Source organism: Paenibacillus sp. FSL H7-0940, assembly GCF_037979415.1.
In the GTDB taxonomy this organism is placed as follows: domain Bacteria; phylum Bacillota; class Bacilli; order Paenibacillales; family Paenibacillaceae; genus Paenibacillus; species Paenibacillus amylolyticus.
Genome location: NZ_CP150280.1, coordinates 3,013,521 through 3,032,162, shown reverse-complemented (window position 1 = coordinate 3,032,162; position 18,642 = coordinate 3,013,521). Strand labels below are relative to the sequence as shown.

Sequence of the window (18,642 nt, the reverse complement as noted above, 5' to 3'; positions counted from 1 at the left end):
TTGTCCCAAAAGTCCCTGTGTTGATTACGAATTCTCTGAAAGAATAGCGAGCTATAACTTTGCTTATTTATCGTTAAAATTATTTTCACGGAGGTATTGATTTCTGCATAACTTACGTTAAAATAAAATTAACATGAAAAATATTTTAACGTTGAGGAGTGAAAAGGGATGAGCGATAACACAGCAGTTGGCAAGCAAGGTATGGGTGAGTTAATACGAATCAGACCGTACATGCAATTTATGCTTAGTAAAGTTGTATCCAGATTTGGTGATTCGATTGACTCGATTGCCTACAGTTGGATGGTTTACATTCTAACCGGTTCGAAAGTGTTGATGGGTACGTTGCTGGCGGTGAATTTTTTGCCCAATATCCTTCTGGGTCTGTTCGCCGGGGCTTTGGTTGATCGCATGTCTCCCAAAAAAGTGATTGTGATTACGAATACCGGTCGCGGGTTGTTGGTGGGTATTACAGGCTCTGCTGTTTGGATTGGGCCAACTTGAAGTCTGGCATCTGTTTGTCATTACAATTCTGAATTCTTTGCTGGAATGCTTCACTAGTCCTGCAGAAGTGTCCAGTGTCCCCCGATTGCTTCCCCCATCAATGCTGCTTTCGGGTAATGCCATGTCCTCTTCCGCAACCAGAGTGGCCGAACTCGCAGGACTTGCAGTGGCGGGTGCCCTTATTGCTACAATAGGGATTGCCTGGACGATCTTGATTGATGCGGGGTTGTTTGCGCTAAGTGCTTTAATTATGAGCCGAGTAGGCTACCCTGAAGCCTTAACAGCTGCTAACAAGGGATATAAAACATCAATTGAAATGGATTCTCTTCCATCCGACAAAAGTAGTATATTCTCCGAAATGGCGGAAGCTTTTCATTTTCTCCGTAAACATGCCTTATTGTTAATTGTCTCCATCCTGTTTGCTTTCGTTAATTTCTGCCTGATGCCGTTTAATGTTCTTCGTACACCCTATGTCATTGAAACGTTGCATGCTGGCGCTGGGGGATTAAGTCTGCTTAGTGGGCTGATGGTGGGAGGTATGTTGCTTAGCGGTGTATGGTTGACACAAAGGGGAGCGAATTATCGTAAAAGTGTGCTGGTCATCAGCGGTATTGTCATGTTGGGTCTCAGTTATGCGATGACGGCACTACCCGCTTACATGACTTCCTTCCAACTGCCGGTTGCAGCGGCCTTTTGTCTAATGATGGGTATGGGGATTCCGCTGGCTACAACACCGCTGGCCACCTATCTTATGGAAGTTACCCCTTCGGAGATGCTGGGTAGAGTGTATGCCCTTCAGAGTATGCTCGTCTTGAGTGTTGCACCACTTGGCAGTCTGGTTTCGGGAGCACTTGCAGATTGGATGACCATGCCTGTTCTTTTTATCGTTTTTGGTATTATGCTTGCCATGTCAGCAGGTATGCTGTTATTTAGCAAAAGTTTTCGAAGTGCCCTGTGAAGATATTCAGAAGTGATCATTAGCCGATTTTCCGTATCAAGTCATTTCTCGCTCGTTTTGACCGAAGTCCTGACGCAACGGTATAATAGAGATATCGATGGACAACAGGTACCCCGGAAATGAGGATACAGGGATGGCGCACAAGGTTCTTTCAACAATTGAAGAAATTAAAATCTACTCCGATCCGTATCGGATACAGATCATGAATATGTTTAACAAGCAGGGCAGACCATCCACTGTCAAAGAGATCGCCGACCAGATGGGTGAGGTGCCAGCCAAAGTTCACTATCATGTAAAAAAGTTGGAGAAAATTGGTCTGCTAACCATCGTTTCCACACGTGAGATTAATGGGATTATCGCAAAATACTACGAACCATTCACCGGAGAGATCCATCTCCGTCACGAAGATGAAGACAAGGAAAACTCTCCATTGAAACAGGTGTTTCGGTCCGAGACACTCAAATTATTAAATGAGATGTTCGAACAAAGTCGTCAGCGATTCATGCATCAGGCGGAAAACGAAGATCGGATGTTTCTCTCGGACATCACGCTGTATGCAACCCGTGAGGAAGTAGAGCAGGTTTGTATAAAAACATCATAAAACTCTGTGAACCCTATACTACAAAAGAGAATCGACAAGGGGAACATGAGGTCTTTCAGTTATTCTCTGCTCTCTCTAAACCTATAGTGAAAATACCTGCTTCTAAGACAAATGCAAAAGAGAAAAAGAAAGCTACGTCCAGTAAGGGTAAAGCAACTCCGAAAACGTCTCGATCTGTGTCTAAGCGGCAGGAATCTGCATCATCTGGTAGTGAGTCGGAAGAATAAACGGATGGAATACATGGGTTCAGCCTTATTGATGGAAGCAAGTAACCGCAAACGTGAGAGACTGCTATGGAGAAAACTAGAAAAAGCCGCCCAATGGCGGCTTTTTAATGCGTGATAAGGAAGGCTAATGGTGGAGCAGTCTATGGAATCAATCAATTTTGACGCTTACCATTTCAGTTCATAACAAAGTTACATGTTCTCATCGTAGCCCTTCACATCACGTTTGGCTGCGGTTGCGGGGGAGTTGGATGTACCATATTCTTCGACCGCTTCCCAGGCATCTGCGTTATCGAACTTGCCAGCCCGTTGCTGTCTTCCTTCTCCAGCACCACTCGGAGGCATGGTCATTACTTCTTCTTCAACGGGCCGATCGTTGCTGATCTCCCGATTAGGTGTGTCGTCAATACAGTAAGCGGTGTAGGGGATAGCCTCAAGTCGTTCGAGGGAATATCTTCGCCGCACGTTACACAGGTTCCATATGTACCTTGCTCCATACGTTCCAATGCATCGTTCACTTGATTGAATTCGTCTGTTAATGTATCGTCAATCGCCAGATCACGGCTACGTTCAAATGTTTCCGTACCGGCATCTGCCGGATGATTATCGTAGGAGGACAGGCTCACCGGTTGAATCTTTCAGCGACTCGACTGGAGCACCGTCTTCCATGCTAGATTCAAAATGACGCTGTAAGTTTTCACGTTGCTCCAAAAGGGCGTTTTTCAGTATTTGATGTTGATCTTTAGTTAATGTACTCATAAGGACATGCTCCTTTCCCGTTGTGGGGTGTAGTGTGTCTTTACCCGAATTGGATGAAAAGCAATCATTTTCGTGAGGAATAGGGCTGTATCGTTTTATATCTGACGGATTATGTGTTATAAAAAATAGAGAGAGAAAATGCCGTATGATCTTTACAGGAAATAGAAACACGGCTTGGCTTATAATGGAGGTTGTCAATATGGATGAACATATGAAACGAAGATTGGATAAACAGAGACAGTTGTTCAAACAATTGGGTGTGCAGCTAGATGCGTTATCGATTCATGAAAAACAATTTAATTATAAACTTCGTGGTTATGATCCGGATGAGGTAGATGCTTATCTTGACCTGGTCATCAAAGATTACGAACGTTTCTATGCCAATATTGCAGATCTGATGGACAAATGGCAAGAACAGCAGTTAACGATCCGTGATCTCAAGTCGTCCGCAAAACCGGTGGAAGATCCGACCAAGATTGATCGCAAACAACTGGATGATATTGTGAAACAACTGGAATACAGTGTGCGACAGGCTCAAGATCAGAGCACGTCCCGAAAAGGATCTGTTCTCTGAATAAGGTCAGCATGTCCTGGATTATATTAAATAAAGGTGGTTAATCATGAGTACTCATTTTTCGGTCAGTGTGCATTGTTTGTTGTTATTGTCACTCAGCGCGCCTGAACGAATCACGTCTGCACATATTGCAGGTAGCGTGAATACCAACCCTGTCGTCGTCAGACGTATTCTGGGCGGGCTGAAAAAGGCAGGATTGGTGAACTCCTCTCCTGGAACAAGAGGCTTCTACTTAGCGAAGCCATCAAGTGAAATCACATTAGCCATGATCTATCAGGCTGCCAAGGACGAAGGTCCATTGTTCCCGATTCACGGCAATTGTAACCCGGATTGTGAAGTGGGCTTGCATATAGACGGCTTGCTGACCAATCTGTATCAGGTTGCCGAGGCGAAGGTGGAGCAGTTCTTTGCATCCATTACACTTGAAGATATGGAACGTTCCTGTGCCCAGATGCAAGCTGTTCCATCACAGACAGAGTAATTGTAATCAGAGGTAAAGGAAAGGTGGGTTGTTATATGAAAATTGTAGTCATCTCTGACACGCATTGTTCACGTAAATCACGGAAGTTACCGACTAGCTCCTGGATGTATTGCCGAGTGCAGATCTTATTCTTCATGCCGGTGACTGGTCGGATTGGAGTGTATACCCATTGCTTAGTGAGTATGCACCAGTTGAAGGGGTAGCGGGTAATACGGACCCGTCCGAAATCGCTGAAAAATTGGGGTATTCCCGTATTGTTGAAGTGGAAGGACTTCGTTTGGGTCTTGTACACGGTCATCTGGGATCAAAGGGTACGGAGCAGAATGCAATTCATACCTTTGCAGGCCAGCATGTGGATGCTGTGATCTACGGACACTCACACATCCCGGTGATGCATACCGTGGACAACACACTGGTATTTAATCCGGGGTCGCCTACGGATCGGCGTTTTCAGAAACAATACTCATTTGGCATCATGACAATAGAACAGGGGAAAATACAGGCTGAACACGTTTTCTTTGATCGGGATTAGAGAGATATGCGCTGGTTGCAAGTTGGACGAGTGCAAGAACCAGAACCAGAACCAGCTACTGAAGTGGCGACTTGATAACTGATAGGGAACCTTTTCCTTAAATTTCATCTTATATTTTTATCTAATTAAGGGAAGGATTAAGAAGTTTATAATTCCTTTGAAACAACATGTGAGTCTTCTCTAGTATTATACTTGAGAAGAGGGTGCTTAAAATCTACAAGAGAAAAATGTATATATTAATGAAAAAGGTTATGACGGTGACGAGCTAGAGATGATTGAAGTAGTAATCTATTAACAAAGTACAGAAATGAAGGAAACGAAGAGGAATAATTAAGGCTGTTTAATCCGGAACATATGAAGAATGGGTTTAGGAAGAAGCAGTCACAGTTTAGTGGAGAGAAGTTCTGTTTCTACTAAGAAACGTCATATATACTGAATTTTCTTGCAAAGAGCCACAAATGATTATTTAGATGAGCACTTAAGCATAATGACTATGGCGATAAGGCTAGGAGATGTAGCGTCGAAAATCTCCGCTCAGACATCACGATTTAGTTTAAACATGAATGAGGTGATTTTCGGGGATGTTTGTCTCCGGATTCATTACATGAAGTATTGAATATACAAAGAAACCGCCTCCTTTAAAATGATGGTCGCACTCCCATTTTTCCGAGAAACGGTCTATTTTTTAACAAAGAGACTTTTTTATATTTTTTGAAAAATGGTGCTGTAATATCCTCCTATACTCCTTACCAAGATAATAATGAGGTTTCTCTTTGGGCATGTGCAGGTGTGGATTTGGTATCTCAAGAATCGATTATGAAGGGATATCCTAATCAAAAGTTTATGACGAAAAGAGATCTAACTCGCGAAGAAGCAGCAATGATTATCTATAAGCTAATCCAATGGAATAAATAATTTTATATCGAGGAGCAAAAATAAATTGAATTAGGTCAGTTAGCGCATAATAAGAGAAATTGATCTAATTGTTTTTATACCAAGTGAAGAATGCGTTCAAGGATCTTTTTAGGTAATGTAACATTTGAAGCGAGGGTGGATGGAATATAAAAGAGAGTAGTGGAATAGACTTGGATTTCTTTCATCCCACAAACAATGATATATAATCTTCCTCTTGCTGTTTTACACAAATATGGGAACTTCCAGTTCTATTTTCTCGCAGAGCACTAGAAGTTCGTCATGAAGAAATAGCACGGTTTATTGCCTCACCAATTCTTCAGGAGTAACTATTATCAACACTTTAAGAAGAGAATCATGAAAGCAATCAGGGCCATTTCTTTTGAATACCCTAGTAGATAAGCTACTAATATAATTATAATTATTCACACCAATCACTTGCACTTTCATTTTTGTATGCTCTGATTAAACATCCTGATCTTACTATCGAACGTTGCACCTATAATTGACTATATGAAGGGGCATCGCCAACGGATAGAAGCTACCCTGAGGATAACAGGCTTTTGTCTCCCCTAAGAGTCACATTGACGGGGTGAATTGGCACCTCGATGTCTGCTCATCGCATCCTGGGGCTGAGATAGGTCCAAAGGGTTGGGCTGTTCATTGGCGAAAACCCAAGAACTACGAATCTCTTTCAAAATTCAATGTAAATGTTCTGCTACATATCCTGCCCCCTTTAAAAAGACAATTAGATTTACACGTTGTAAATATTGTGGAGAGAGCGTGTCTTCGTAGATTATGCCGAGGGAATCATTGAGACCGACCCGTTTTGGCAAGGCATTATAAATGACCAATACTAAATTTTTATACTGTAACCACCTAACACCTGAGGGAGTTGAGAAATTATTCAACACATATGCCCCTAAAAATTAAACTTTGATAATTAGTGTTCGTATAGCTTGTAAAGAGCAAAAGTACTTCCTATCTATAGTATGTAATTTGGGTATAATATAAGTAAAAACCAGACTTTTATGGTTATAGTCAAATCATAGCTACAATATTTTTTATCTTCTAACGACTTTAATTTTTGTTAACTATAGAGGTAATAGAGTAAACTGTTGTGGAGTTAAGTGACCTCTTTAAGCAGTGCAATAACGAAGATGTGTTTGAAGGCATTAGTGTAATTACCTCAACAGATATAAGAATGGATTCATAAACGAGTCAGTTGACAGTCTTAATATACAATTCCAAAAAGTAGATTAGTTTCTGCTAGTGATAATGAGCAGATCATCGCTGTTTTCATTCGTGAAATCCCTAAATATCGGGCTAAAGGATAAATATTACTTGGATATTGAGTACCAAAATATACGATAGTCGACGATATTTTAAGCAAAATAATATTCTGTGTGAAGAAAAACAGCCGTTTCTAATAGAGATTCGGCTGTTTTTCATTCATCAAAAGTTATTCACGGGTTAGTGGGTTTTCTAATTCCACATGGCCCATTAAACTTTCAGTTGCATTTCCGTTAACAAGCAGTTCAATGCTTGTTACTTCATCAAACTGAAAAAATGTCTTTCTTAGTGCATCAATTGCTAAAAGTTCTCCACCAGATCCTAATCTTGCTTCATCCGGAATATTTACATCTAATATCAATTTTCCTTGATCAAAAGTTGCTGAAAGTAAATCAATATTTTTCCACAGAGGGATTAGTTCCAGTTGATCGCTACTTTGAAGGGATGCGTAAGTTTTGCTATATTTATCGGATTCATCTTCGAATGTAATTTCCTTCTTTCGTTGATCGAGTTGTAATAGTTGATCATCAGCGTAATAAACATTAATTTCTTGAGATTCCTCGCTATTTTCGTCCTGATTAGCTATTGGAGCCTGGTGTAGTACTGGTAGGATCAGAACCCTGCACTGGACTTGAAGAAGTAGGTTTACTACCACAACCCACCGCTAGTAAGCTTATGGCACAAATTGCGATAGCAACATAGATTAGTTTTTTCATAGAAGCACATCCTCTTAAAGTATTCGCTTACCTATAACTTTAGATACTCTTTTATTCCATCCACAATGGCTTGGGCCGCTTTATTTAGATTGGTTTCTGACATCATGGCCTCTTCCTCAGACTTGTTACTTAAGAATCCGATTTCTAAGAGAACAGCCGACATTGTAGTTTCGCGGATGACCTGATAGTTTCCGTTCTTAACGCCACGATCTTTAAATCCCAAGGCCTTAATTAAATTTTTATGAATAATAGTCGCGAGTTCTTTACTACTTTCACGTTGGTAATAATAAGTTTCGGTTCCCGATACTTGAGGGGCAGCGGTTACGCTGTTGCCGTGTATAGATACAAACACATCTGCCTTAAGATCGTTTGCAAGCTTCACACGTTCCGAACGTGTAGGGTAGATATCCGTTTCACGAGTCATAATTAACTCTATATCAGGTTCTTTTTCTAGAAGAGCCTGCACTTTTAGGCCTAAAGCAAGGGCAAAAATCTTCTCAGGTTTTTTGGTGAAACTTATTGTACCTGGATCACTTCCTCCATGTCCTGGATCAATAACGACTATTTTTTTGCCACTGCTGACAGGAGTGGCAGGTGCAGGTTGATTTACCATACTGAAGTCTAAGATGAATTTTCCAGATGTAGTCTCTTGCGTATAATTAACCGAACTTACATTGTTTAATTCAACGACGATTCGAACCTGAGCAGGATCATTTTTGAAAAGCGAATATCGTACTTCAGTAACACCTGGATAGTCGCTAGTATCCAACCTTCCCATGGATCCTCCAGAGGGTACTTGTTCCATATTACCAAAGTTGGTAGATGGGAAATCCACAATAATTCGTTCTGGATTTTTTAGTGTTGATATGACTGGAGTAACTTCACGTTCTAATGAAACGACCAATTGATTATTAGTATAATTTATATCATGAATCAGGTTAGTGGTTGTTTCATTTCCATTCCCATTAGAGGGAGGAGATGGGATTGATGTATTATTGCTAGTTAGAGTAACGATCTTGGCTTTGTTATTCCAGCCAACTCTCAGACCCATCTCTTCACTAACAAAACGTATGGGAACGACAACTGTATTTTTGATCATTTGCGGAGCAATGTTAAGAGATACGGTGTTATTTTGAACATTTGCTTGATCTTTTCCAACGGTTAATGAAACTGCATTAGAACCTTGTTGGATATTCACGTTTTGTGTTTTTTGGTCCCAGTTCACATTGAATTTTAAATTCTCTGCAACTACTCGGATTGGAATCATAATATTGTTTCGGACATTAACTACTTCAACATCATTAGGTAAAATTAGTTCTTGACCATCTAAAATAATTTTGGTCTGATTTGTAGCTGCTTGAGTATGCATAGGAATCAGAAAGAGTAGCAACGCACTAAACAGTAACATGATTATAGATTTCTTCATTTTACACCTCGGTTTAAATTTACGTAGTATTAAACTTAAAGCTGAATGACAAGGTTACAATAAGGTCTTCATCTATAAAAAGGAATCACAGGAAAATAACCTATTATTTGAAGTGATCAACCCAGAGAAAGTTGAACTGATACTATGAAACTGAAAGGAATCAAAATAACGGGAAAACCAATCACCTCCTACAACCCGCAAGTTAGTTTAGAAATTGAAATACTAACTATTCTTAATTATTACATCATCTTACAGTTATACATATTTATCCTGCGAATCCGTACAAAAAAATGAAAAGATATGTAACTATCCCAATATTTAATGTTATGTTTACTATAGTTTCCTCGAGATGTAATTTTGGGAGAAAAAATTCCTGAAATTTTCTGCACATTAATAAGAACGCTATAACCCGTACAAAAGTTGCGCAGAAATTGGTTTTGATACAAAATTATTCAAATTATGGGTCGCAGAGCCTCATGGGGATGTTGGACTTAGTTAGCCGACAGCTATAAGTGAAGGAAGATTATATAAGGTTTTTAGGAGGGATTTAAGTTAGGAAGAAATATACACCCCAAATTCTCCACCTGAAGAGTTTGGGGTGCTTTAAACCATATTAGTAGGAATTAGACATTAGATTTAATCAACCGTATTCTACCAAATAGGATGCTTGGATCCAACCCCATTGTTGAAATTTGTAGCTGTATACATTTACCCAAGTAACTCCGTTCACAACTCGTGTTTCATTACCGTTCACCAAGTCTCCAGCGTAGTGAGAGCCGATATACTCACCAGTAGGGGAAGGTGTTTTTCTAAAATTGGAAGATGCATTAACCTGCCATGTTGTCGACATAATTGTAACAACATCAGATCCGGGTTGTGTAGTAATTTGAACATCTGGACTAGAAGAAACGACACGATCAGTTATTCCTTCAGATGCAAATGCGCCTGTTGCAGGGAGAAGCACTGTTGCTGACACTAGTGAAACAGCAATAAATTTTTTCAACATCTTCACAACACTCCTTGTTCATGATTGTAGTTAACTTATATAGAAGTATAACAAGAAAAATTGTAAAAAAAATAATATATAACTATCACCTTACTTATATCCTTGTATATTCCATATAAGATATATACACAATATACCATATAATCTCATATTGTAGAAACAGTTTTACTTAATTTGAATATTGTTATGAATTTGAATAATTTTGGTTTCTGAAAAAAACAAGTTGAACAAAGGGTATAAGCGAAACTTTACTTATAATACACGAAAAAATTTGTTCCTTAAAAGGGACGGTGGGCTGAGTACAAAAAATAAGGTAACTTAGCTAGTTCTTTTTAATATTTTCTTATAACTTGCCTTCAATAATTAGTTATTATCTCTTCTTTACTGTGTTGTTTTGAAGTCATGCTTGTTTCAAACAATGGACCAGAACTTACTTTATAAAAAATTCTTAATAAATTATTTAAAGCAAACTCAGCAAATGGTTGTTATTTGATGTTTGAAAACACCTTATAAGTGAGAGAAAAATGATACATACACAGTAAGAATGTGGAGCCATTCAGGTGTTTGTAAACTCCATCTTGTTCGCTTAAAAACTACTTATGGAGGCGTTTATGGTATTATCCCCTTTAAGTAGACATTTGAAAAAACCTTCATGTTATCATGAGGGTTCAAGTGACACTTGGAGGGGATATTTTTATGGCCAAAAAAGGACAAACATTTCACACGTATACCGAAGAATTTAAATTGAATGCGGTTAGATCCTATGTCGAAGGTTCTTCAAGTTACAAGGTGGTCGCTGATCGCGAAGGAATTCGAAACTGTTCACAACTGAAGGTGTGGGTAAAAAAATGGAAAAACGGGGAAGCATTCGATGAGCGAAAAAACAATGTTCCGAATCCACTGAAAGGACGGCCTCGTACTGCCTTTAGCAGTGTAGAAGAGGAACGGGACTACCTTCAAGCACAGGTAGATTATTTAAAAAAGCGGTATCCAAATCTAGTAAAGGAGAAGCACTAAGCCAACGGGAGAACTACGATATCATAGACGAATTGCGTTGCTCGCATGGCATTACACGCCTATTATCGATTACAGGAATACCCCGTTCCAGTTACTACAAATGGCGAGCAACACAGCCACAGCGAGACGCAAGACAAGACCGTGAGCGTGAGATCAAAGAGCACATGATGGCTATTCATTTTGCAAATCGAGAGTTTGGTTATCCTCGCATGACAACGGCGCTCTGGGAGTCTGGTCTGAACGTTAATCACAAGAAAGTATGGCGAATCATGCGGGAACTATCGATCCAATCGGTAATTCGCAAGAAGCGGAAGAAGTCCAGCTATACGCCATCTGTGATTTATCCGAATCGCCTAAAGCGCAAATTTCATGCCACAGCACCTCAGCAAAAAATGGTGACGGATATAACTTATATTTCGGATGGAAACACATTCGTTTACCTGTCTGTGATTCAAGACTTGTTCAACAACGAAATTGTCGCTTGGCAATTATCTAAACGGAACGATGTTCATTTCGTATTGGATACGGTGGAACAATGGACACAAAAAAGAGACGTTTCGGAAGCCGTGCTCCATTCGGATCAGGGCTTCCTATACACGTCTCAGGTGTACAACTCACGATTAGAAGCATTCGGCGTCAAAGGCAGCCACTCTCGCAAAGCAACCTGCCTGGATAACGCATGCATCGAATCTTTCTTTTCGCATCTCAAAACAGAGAAGCTGTACCTTATCCAGTGTAATTCAGAAGCCGAGATTCGACAAGCCGTGGAAGATTACGTGTACAATTACAACTACCGACGCTTTCAAGCCAAACTCAAACAGCGCGCACCGATTGAATATCGATGCGCGCTGGCAGCATAGCTTTTTTCATCTGTCTACTTGACCGGGGTATGACCATTAACAATGGGGTATCATATTATAGCAAATTTTCAAGCTAATTGTGACAAAAAAAGGTACGTTGAAAGTGTATTCTAATAATGGTGATTTGGTTTTTGGTCCAAAGGATGCTCTAGTCAGAGGTTAAAATGATCCGAAAAATGGTAACGACCTTAAACTGGAAGCTACAAAATGCAGATATTCCTACGGGTGTGGCTAAAACTGTCGTATATGACAAGGGGGGGCTGAATCGTCTTATGGGCCTCATAAGCGTGTATGGTTAAATCAAGCTTTAGCGGTAATTTCCTCATCGCAGAAAAGAATGGTCGCAGCGAAATTATGATTCACGGAGGTTCTCCTGCCACCCACTTATCACTTTCTTGGTACCCACTTCGTCCAACTTACGGTTGTATCAGACTTTCTAATGCGGATCAAAAAGCATTGATTGATATCTTAGTAAGACACGGAAGTAATTTTTTTAACAGGCTTAACTTTTTTGCTCTCTGTATTATATCTGAAAAGAATCCATTGATCTGAAGGATACTCACTAATGAAATCAATACTTTTTCCGTTCTTATGCCATAAAATTAAACTTGTTCTAATATAGTTGGTTGCCCGAAGGAGATAAACAATACGCTCTTTTTTAGTATCGTATATTGCTAAAGTGCTTTTCTCCGTATTTCCATAAGAAAATGCAATGATGTCTTCTTTTGGTGACCAATTATATGACGCAATTGTTTCGACACCTTGTTTACCTGCTTTTTCAAGACGTTCGTTTAAAATAGTGTACTCTCCTGTTGTAAGGTTCACGAGAATGAGGTTGCTACCTGCACTTTGTTCTGCTTGAATAGCAATCCACCCGTTAGATGGGGATCCAACTACACTAGTGATATCAAGTAATTTAACTTCAAAATCTCCCGTTTGTAGAGTGTGCTTTTCTTTACCATGAGTAACTACAATGGTGTCAATGATGTTTTGTTCGAAATCTGCAGCAACATCTTGCTTTAAAGTTTTCGCGGTTAGTGTGATGTTGTTACCTTTCCAAACAATTTTGTTTGAACCTATCGTTTTTTTAACTTAGTTATACTCTGGTATGTTGAAGAGTTCACAGAAGTTGATTTAGCAGTAATTGGAGCTACTGACTTATCAAGAGTATGGAAGGAAGTTGATGATAATGTGCCTATGCTTCCTAAGACAATGACGCTTGACAATAAAACATTGTGTATTTCATTATAATTTCTCCTTCGGTTGGGGAGGCGGATACGTGATGTGGTTCCTCCAGATCGTTATCTGCATAATATAAACGCAATCCAAATGTAAAATGTTTCTTTTTTTATTTCTTTTTTAGAGATGCTTATAACTATAAACAAGCTGCACTAGGTATAACAAAATTTCTGCATAGTGTTAAATATAGTTGGACTGAATAGGGAATTACCCAATTCATTGCTGTTAATAATGTTTTCGTAAACTGTGATAAGAACAATGATAATGAATTACGTGAATATATTTTGTCTTTCAGTAGTTCAGAAGATTACGCTCTCGGATGATTATAATGGATGGATTTAGGCACCATTATGGGTGAGACCTCGAGAAGCTTAGAAACTGATTCTAAGAAAATGTCTAAGATATTGTTGATCGATTGTAGGTAGTTAGCTCGACATTTAACTACACCAATATGTGTAGCGACACAGATGCAAAAAAATACGATAGTCATTGATGGAGCTGATGATAAAATTAACGCTTTGTCGGATCCACTAAGTGTATACTACTCAACCCATGTTCAGAGTCGATATACTATGTGGATGAAATCCGATAGCTGAGAGAGAGTCTGACGGCTTTAAAGAGGAGGACACGGCAAGATGAACGGTGTGCTGGATAGAGCACAAGGTTAAAACAGCTTTGACCCTACTGATAAAGAAAGCGTGTCCTGCTGTAACGCTTCCGCTAAGTACATTTACAGTGAATTGAGCTAGTGGAAAAGATGAATCAAGCTAAAGGCTTAATTGCTCTTTTGGTGTTTTAGAAAAACAATAAACCTTTGTTAAAAAGTAGCCTGCTAGAAAACTGATGGCTTGGAATCCGCTCTGAAAAAGTTAAATATTAAAAATTCTCCAATTGTAGCTATGGCCGACATAGCTGGAGTCTATAAAATAGCTCCATTAGATCTAATACGTATTTATTGAATTCACTTCTAAGTAGCTCATAAGAGTTTTCGAAAGACAGAGCGATAGAAATTTATAATAAAATTCTGACTGGGTTACTTTAATTGATTAGAATTTAGCTTATACCGCGTTATTTCAAGTTTTTATTCGCAGATATATTTTCACTAAAAAAAGATCCAATCGCTTAGTTACATCGCGAAGGATCTTTTTAGTAAATATTTTATTTAGTAATTGAAATTTCACGTCCAAATTTTGATATAATCCCAGTGATTATTAACCAGTCTCTTCAAGAGCTGAGAGCAAAATATAGCCCTCTACACCTGAATTGTTCCAGACATAAACCCATTCTTGTCCGTTCACAACAAAAACTTCACCGCCATGCTGACCGGTTAAAGTATATCCTGGATATACTGTGAGTACATGTGCCCCAGTTGGCGATGGAGTTTTTCTAATATTTGCTACAGTTCTGACAGTCCATGTATAAGCCATAATGGTAATTTCATCTTTTCCTGGCTCAACTGTGATTGTTGAGTCAATAACATTTGGTGTATTAGGTCTGATCCTATCCGTTGGATTATCCGATGCAAAAGCTCCAGTTACTGGAAGTGCCATTGCGGCGACTAAAGAAACAGCAATTAATTTTTTTAACATTTTTAAATCTCCTTTTTAGTTGGTTTTTGATATGTAAAAATGATAATATAATCCTTTATATTTACTATTTAACTTATATATGTAAATAAAGAGGATATACATAATATACCATATAATCTCACAAAAAGGAAATGTCAGTTTTGTAACATTTATAATAAGTCAAACAAATAAGAACTTATTTTCTAAACATGGCTTAAGTTTTTTTATAATGTGTTAGAAGTTTCAAAGCGAAAATTACTTATCGTGGAGCAGTGCTATTTGTTTGAATTGAATAAATCCTAATAAATAACTTCTTTGATACACAAACCACCGTTTACCAGAGAAGTTATTACATTATTATTCCTGATAAAGTAAAGATAATTTTCAGAGTGCTTAATTTTGGATAATATTTATATATTGTAAAAATTAAAAAAATGGATCATTTTAATTTTTGAAGTTAATCTTAAGCATTCGTACTTTGATTTGTTTGACTAATTTGTAAGGGGTTCTCACATATCAGCTTACAAGGTGTACAAAGCATAACAAGGAGCTAGAGAAAACAGGATACCCCTTCTCAAAAAAATGAGGAGGGATATCCTGTTTATAGGTGTTGAGATTTTAAAGTGCTTTCAATCATTATTAGAATTTTTTTTTGGGGGAGTAGTGAGATTAGTGTTAATCTTCAGAACTAACGAGTAGAAATTTTCCGATAATATTCTCGTTGCTATCGTACAAGTTTATATACTTATCGACTTTTGGTTCATTCATACTCTGAATTGCTTCTTCGGGAGTTCGTGGCAAATCTTGATTCATATCTGAAGTCTTGATGTAACCTTCAGTTCCGTCTACACCAAAAGCCTTAACTAGATCTAATTCTGTTTCATCATGATAAAGAAGTGAACCATATGATTCACCTTTATCATTGATTTTTATTTCCATTTGATCTTTTGAGGGACTAGTATCAGCAGATGCAGCTCCCCAGCCATAGACACCTATTCCAACTCCTAAAGCAAAAGTCACACCAACTGTAATTAATTTTAGTGATATTGTTTTCATTAGAAAATCCTCCTAATGTTGAATGATTGGTGTTTTAGAACTACCGTAATATTCATATTTACTAGTACCAGACTGCCAAACGGCAAATATTGCTTCAGTTTGGTAATCCCCTGATCCGGAATTTATAGTCATGGAGGCATTTGCATATGAAGATACAGATTTATTATAAGTGTAGCTGCCTTGCCTTACCACGACACCATTTTTATACAATATTGGCTTCGCTCCTAAATACCCTACATCAAGTGAACTACCATTAGTGGTTTGAACCAAAGCACCTGCTGTCATAGGGCTTGAATCATCAAGGGAGGCGAAGCCCTTAGTACCGTAGCCGGAAGACCAGTTACTAGATGTATACGCTGCAAATACGGATGGTGTTAAAGAACCGAAAATAATACCTGCAATTAAGAAAATGCTTAAGAATTTGATACGTTTAAGCAACATATACTCATCTCCTCTATTATACTTTTTTACTTTAACTCCCCCCAATTGTAGTAACTCTATTAAATTACTCAATTTCAAATTATTGTAACGTTGCACTTGGTGGTTGTCAACCATTTTTTAGGTTATTTAGATGCTTATGTAACCGTTCATCGTGATAATACGCTGTGAATGGAATGAAGGGTGTCCCATTAAAATCAAATGCGATTAAACTACACTTGCTCTTTGTATTTGGAGGACATCAAAAAAACAATATTTATTTACCTTTTCCCTCTCTCCCTTTAAATCATCCTACACATTTATACTATCGACCTGTTTTAATAAGATGTTATACATCTTATTAAGATATACTGTATGCTGTAGTACCTTTACCTCTTGGGCATATTAATCTTACAGTTTCTATGATTGGTGTAAGGAAGGTATGGCAAAGCAGCCAAAGCGTATACTGATGAAGGATGACAGAATATTTTTGCTTGCCGGTCTTTATGATACCTAGACAGACCCGGACAGAAACAAACTGAGTACGTGTACCATCATCACTACAGAACCGAATAGTCTAATGGAAGATATCCACAATCGTATGCCGGTTATTTTGCGACCTGAAGATGATGATAAGTAGCTTGGCCGAAACAGTGATGTTCAATCGTTGCTCGGAATACTAAAACCATTTCAATCATCTGAGATGCGGTTATTTGTTCCAAAGAATTAGGGAATGTGAGGAATTATTGAAGGAAGTAAATTATGAGTTAAACGGGAGTTAGCACCCTAGGGGGACACTCTTTTTTATACAGAAATATATGGAAATACCTACATTCATTTAACCGCACAAACAAAATAATGGGTAATTTATTCGGTATAGGGATCATTATCGCAATGTTTGTAATTGCAGTGCTAGCTTTTAAAGCAATGTTTAGAAATGTAAAAAGAAAGTTCAAACCTAACGCTAACAACTTAATACACTGCGAAACTTGCAGAAGTGTGATTTCTGCGGAGGCTTTTATGTGCCCACACTGCGGGCAACATTACGGTAAATCAGCGCTGGTAATTCTATATTTTAATGTTTATTGGCCGGATGAGGATTTTTGTTGGGGGCATTTTATGGTCTCCAACTCTTCTTTGAAGAGAAGGAGGTTCTTATTTTTATCCAAACATACTTTAATTAATTGAATATCCAGTAATGTTCTATACTTGGTGGTCTAAAGAAATTAAAATATAACTTATTGGATTTATTTGCATCTATTGTAATGAGGGTGGTCTTAGATAGAGGGACTATGGGATGAATATAAAAGAAGTATTATTGCTAGCTGTCTTGTGTTGAGTGTACTCTGAGTAGCTGTTTGTGAATCCGATGAGGCGCAGGCACCAGATCCTGTTCAATCAACAGTGCAAGAACCTGCCCAAACAAAGGAAAAAGATCAAGTTAAATGATTAACAAAGTGTATACATTGATGAAGCTGATTATGAGGGTGAAGAGCTAGAGATGATTAAAGTAGTAAATCTTTCAACAAAGTATAGAAATGAATGGAACGAAGAGGAATTCCTGAAGCTCTAAAACCCGAATCATATGAAGACGTTAACTCCGATGAAAGTCGAAAGTATTCAACTTGAGTTAATTAACTTCATGTCTGAAAACGTTGAAAGTGTCGAAACTACAATAAATTGTGATACTAAACAAGAGCCTGGAATGGCTTTGTTTGTATCGAGCCTTATACCCATTTAGTTGCTTCTACGGCGAACATCGTGTAAACATAACGTAGAATATTACTTGGATCAAAAGATGCGGGTGTTGGATTACCGTAACGAACAACGGCATACTTCATCTGTCATGAGTCTCCATCGTCGAGCATAATAGCCAGGCTGCAGCCGCGGCTAATCATGAACCGACGTACTTCATAGTCTGACTGGAACACCACTAACAAGATTTTTGATCTATCCAAACCAATTGCTGTGCGTGGACTGAAGCGATAAGCATTTTGAGTATTGTCTTTAGCGTCAGGACATGCTTTAGCATCACCAGTACCATTAGTGGCAGTATAGACTGCTGCAGCACTAGCGTATGATACAGACTGTACTGGCCGATGGCTCACTTGATGTTGCTCAAGCTAGTTCAGTGTATGCTCCGACAACGCCTGTACTAATGGCATAATATATGGTACCTCGTTTGGTAGCAGCACCGCATGGTCCTTGATTGAGAGTTTATTAATGTACTCTTGCTCCATTGTGTATAGCGATACTAGTCAATTGACCGTTTGTAAGGTTGAAGAATATTCCGTTGACTTCGATCTGTGGATGGTTAACAACAGCTGTAGCACCGATATTGCGAGTACTATGGCCCCCAGATCTGCTTTAATTGCATGCACTACTCTGCCGTTTTGTGTATATTGAATATGTAGAGCGATTGTCATATACAAAACCTATGCTCCGAATTAGATGTCGGTTGTTTGGTAGGAGTACCTGCTCCGTTAATGTCAGCTTGATTAG

Annotated in this window: 17 protein-coding genes, 2 pseudogenes and 1 other annotated feature; of the genes and pseudogenes, 9 read left to right on the top strand and 10 right to left on the bottom strand. The window is 38.6% G+C overall.

The genetic code is table 11. From position 1 onward, the window contains the following. Positions 1 to 168 precede the first annotated feature (168 nt). From MHB71_RS13165 to MHB71_RS13155, 3 genes are all read left to right on the top strand, one after another. Positions 169 to 501, top strand: coding sequence for a hypothetical protein (locus MHB71_RS13165; RefSeq protein WP_340029871.1), 333 nt, complete (start codon positions 169 to 171; stop codon positions 499 to 501). After that, positions 488 to 1,459 carry an MFS transporter gene (locus tag MHB71_RS13160; RefSeq protein ID WP_340029870.1) on the top strand — a complete coding sequence of 324 codons (972 nt, stop codon included), beginning with the start codon at positions 488 to 490 and terminating at the stop codon, positions 1,457 to 1,459. Before MHB71_RS13165 ends, MHB71_RS13160 begins: the two co-directional genes overlap by 14 nt. Positions 1,460 to 1,592: 133 nt before the next feature. Then, complete coding sequence (locus tag MHB71_RS13155; RefSeq protein ID WP_340029869.1) at positions 1,593 to 2,060, top strand: helix-turn-helix domain-containing protein; 468 nt, start codon at positions 1,593 to 1,595, stop codon at positions 2,058 to 2,060. Between the two features lie 416 nt (positions 2,061 to 2,476). Here the strand turns inward: MHB71_RS13155 and MHB71_RS13150 are convergent, their stop codons facing one another. From MHB71_RS13150 to MHB71_RS13140, 3 genes are read right to left on the bottom strand one after another with little or no spacing between them, the layout of a single operon-like run. Continuing rightward, on the bottom strand, positions 2,477 to 2,635 hold the full coding sequence (locus MHB71_RS13150) for a hypothetical protein (RefSeq protein ID WP_340029868.1): 159 nt from the start codon (positions 2,633 to 2,635) through the stop codon (positions 2,477 to 2,479). Beyond that, positions 2,635 to 2,910, bottom strand: coding sequence for a hypothetical protein (locus MHB71_RS13145; protein ID WP_340029867.1), 276 nt, complete (start codon positions 2,908 to 2,910; stop codon positions 2,635 to 2,637). The genes MHB71_RS13150 and MHB71_RS13145 overlap by 1 nt, the downstream gene beginning before the upstream one ends. Then, a complete protein-coding gene (locus MHB71_RS13140) occupies positions 2,888 to 3,043 on the bottom strand; it encodes a hypothetical protein (RefSeq protein WP_340029865.1) in 156 nt (51 codons plus the stop codon). The genes MHB71_RS13145 and MHB71_RS13140 overlap by 23 nt, the downstream gene beginning before the upstream one ends. Before the next feature lie 199 nt (positions 3,044 to 3,242). Between MHB71_RS13140 and MHB71_RS13135 the strand changes: the two are divergent. From MHB71_RS13135 to MHB71_RS13125, 3 genes and pseudogenes are all read left to right on the top strand, one after another. Further along, positions 3,243 to 3,621 (top strand): annotated as a pseudogene (locus MHB71_RS13135) (DivIVA domain-containing protein). Between the two features lie 42 nt (positions 3,622 to 3,663). Further along, the gene (locus MHB71_RS13130; RefSeq protein WP_340029863.1) at positions 3,664 to 4,098 is read left to right on the top strand and encodes an Rrf2 family transcriptional regulator; all 435 of its coding nucleotides are present in this window, start codon (positions 3,664 to 3,666) and stop codon (positions 4,096 to 4,098) included. 35 nt (positions 4,099 to 4,133) lie between these two features. Then, a pseudogene (locus MHB71_RS13125) lies at positions 4,134 to 4,630 on the top strand (metallophosphoesterase). 1,463 nt (positions 4,631 to 6,093) lie between these two features. Continuing rightward, positions 6,094 to 6,245, top strand: a sequence feature (23S ribosomal RNA rRNA prediction is too short). A 759-nt stretch (positions 6,246 to 7,004) separates the two neighbouring features. Here MHB71_RS13125 and MHB71_RS13120 read toward each other — a convergent pair. From MHB71_RS13120 to MHB71_RS13110, 3 genes are all read right to left on the bottom strand, one after another. Continuing rightward, the gene (locus tag MHB71_RS13120) at positions 7,005 to 7,490 is read right to left on the bottom strand and encodes a GerMN domain-containing protein (protein WP_340029862.1); all 486 of its coding nucleotides are present in this window, start codon (positions 7,488 to 7,490) and stop codon (positions 7,005 to 7,007) included. 92 nt (positions 7,491 to 7,582) lie between these two features. Continuing rightward, a complete protein-coding gene (locus MHB71_RS13115) occupies positions 7,583 to 8,977 on the bottom strand; it encodes an N-acetylmuramoyl-L-alanine amidase family protein (RefSeq protein ID WP_340029861.1) in 1,395 nt (464 codons plus the stop codon). Positions 8,978 to 9,617: 640 nt separating this feature from the next. Beyond that, on the bottom strand, positions 9,618 to 9,983 hold the full coding sequence (locus tag MHB71_RS13110) for a hypothetical protein (RefSeq protein ID WP_340029860.1): 366 nt from the start codon (positions 9,981 to 9,983) through the stop codon (positions 9,618 to 9,620). Between the two features lie 696 nt (positions 9,984 to 10,679). On the opposite strand from MHB71_RS13110, the gene MHB71_RS13105 reads away from it, so the two are divergent. Together MHB71_RS13105 and MHB71_RS13100 are read left to right on the top strand one after the other, a co-directional pair. Then, on the top strand, positions 10,680 to 11,000 hold the full coding sequence (locus MHB71_RS13105) for a transposase (protein ID WP_076319340.1): 321 nt from the start codon (positions 10,680 to 10,682) through the stop codon (positions 10,998 to 11,000). A 20-nt stretch (positions 11,001 to 11,020) separates the two neighbouring features. Further along, positions 11,021 to 11,860, top strand: coding sequence for an IS3 family transposase (locus MHB71_RS13100; RefSeq protein WP_340030174.1), 840 nt, complete (start codon positions 11,021 to 11,023; stop codon positions 11,858 to 11,860). 468 nt (positions 11,861 to 12,328) lie between these two features. On the opposite strand, the gene MHB71_RS13095 is transcribed toward MHB71_RS13100, so the two are convergent. The 4 genes from MHB71_RS13095 to MHB71_RS13080 form a co-directional block, all read right to left on the bottom strand. Further along, positions 12,329 to 12,685 (bottom strand): hypothetical protein, encoded by a 357-nt coding sequence (locus MHB71_RS13095; RefSeq protein WP_340029859.1) that lies wholly within the window; start codon positions 12,683 to 12,685, stop codon positions 12,329 to 12,331. A 1,625-nt stretch (positions 12,686 to 14,310) separates the two neighbouring features. Next, the gene (locus MHB71_RS13090) at positions 14,311 to 14,688 is read right to left on the bottom strand and encodes a hypothetical protein (protein WP_340029858.1); all 378 of its coding nucleotides are present in this window, start codon (positions 14,686 to 14,688) and stop codon (positions 14,311 to 14,313) included. A 654-nt stretch (positions 14,689 to 15,342) separates the two neighbouring features. Then, positions 15,343 to 15,723, bottom strand: coding sequence for a hypothetical protein (locus MHB71_RS13085; protein ID WP_340029857.1), 381 nt, complete (start codon positions 15,721 to 15,723; stop codon positions 15,343 to 15,345). A gap of 12 nt (positions 15,724 to 15,735) precedes the next feature. Further along, positions 15,736 to 16,164, bottom strand: coding sequence for a hypothetical protein (locus MHB71_RS13080; protein ID WP_340029856.1), 429 nt, complete (start codon positions 16,162 to 16,164; stop codon positions 15,736 to 15,738). Positions 16,165 to 16,678: 514 nt separating this feature from the next. Here MHB71_RS13080 and MHB71_RS13075 point away from each other — a divergent pair. Further along, the gene (locus MHB71_RS13075; protein WP_340030173.1) at positions 16,679 to 16,780 is read left to right on the top strand and encodes an SOS response-associated peptidase family protein; all 102 of its coding nucleotides are present in this window, start codon (positions 16,679 to 16,681) and stop codon (positions 16,778 to 16,780) included. The last annotated feature ends 1,862 nt before the right edge of the window (positions 16,781 to 18,642 follow it).

Excerpts from the sequence above, each read along its gene's own strand:
- MHB71_RS13090 (WP_340029858.1), bottom strand. The coding sequence starts at position 14,688 with ATGTTAAAAAAATTAATTGCTGTTTCTTTAGTCGCCGCAATGGCACTT.
- MHB71_RS13130 (WP_340029863.1), top strand. The coding sequence starts at position 3,664 with ATGAGTACTCATTTTTCGGTCAGTGTGCATTGTTTGTTGTTATTGTCA.
- MHB71_RS13110 (WP_340029860.1), bottom strand. The coding sequence starts at position 9,983 with ATGTTGAAAAAATTTATTGCTGTTTCACTAGTGTCAGCAACAGTGCTT.
- MHB71_RS13115 (WP_340029861.1), bottom strand. The coding sequence starts at position 8,977 with ATGAAGAAATCTATAATCATGTTACTGTTTAGTGCGTTGCTACTCTTT.
- MHB71_RS13155 (WP_340029869.1), top strand. The coding sequence starts at position 1,593 with ATGGCGCACAAGGTTCTTTCAACAATTGAAGAAATTAAAATCTACTCC.
- MHB71_RS13085 (WP_340029857.1), bottom strand. The coding sequence starts at position 15,723 with ATGAAAACAATATCACTAAAATTAATTACAGTTGGTGTGACTTTTGCT.
- MHB71_RS13105 (WP_076319340.1), top strand. The coding sequence starts at position 10,680 with ATGGCCAAAAAAGGACAAACATTTCACACGTATACCGAAGAATTTAAA.
- MHB71_RS13150 (WP_340029868.1), bottom strand. The coding sequence starts at position 2,635 with ATGACCATGCCTCCGAGTGGTGCTGGAGAAGGAAGACAGCAACGGGCT.
- MHB71_RS13080 (WP_340029856.1), bottom strand. The coding sequence starts at position 16,164 with ATGTTGCTTAAACGTATCAAATTCTTAAGCATTTTCTTAATTGCAGGT.
- MHB71_RS13165 (WP_340029871.1), top strand. The coding sequence starts at position 169 with ATGAGCGATAACACAGCAGTTGGCAAGCAAGGTATGGGTGAGTTAATA.
- MHB71_RS13140 (WP_340029865.1), bottom strand. The coding sequence starts at position 3,043 with ATGAGTACATTAACTAAAGATCAACATCAAATACTGAAAAACGCCCTT.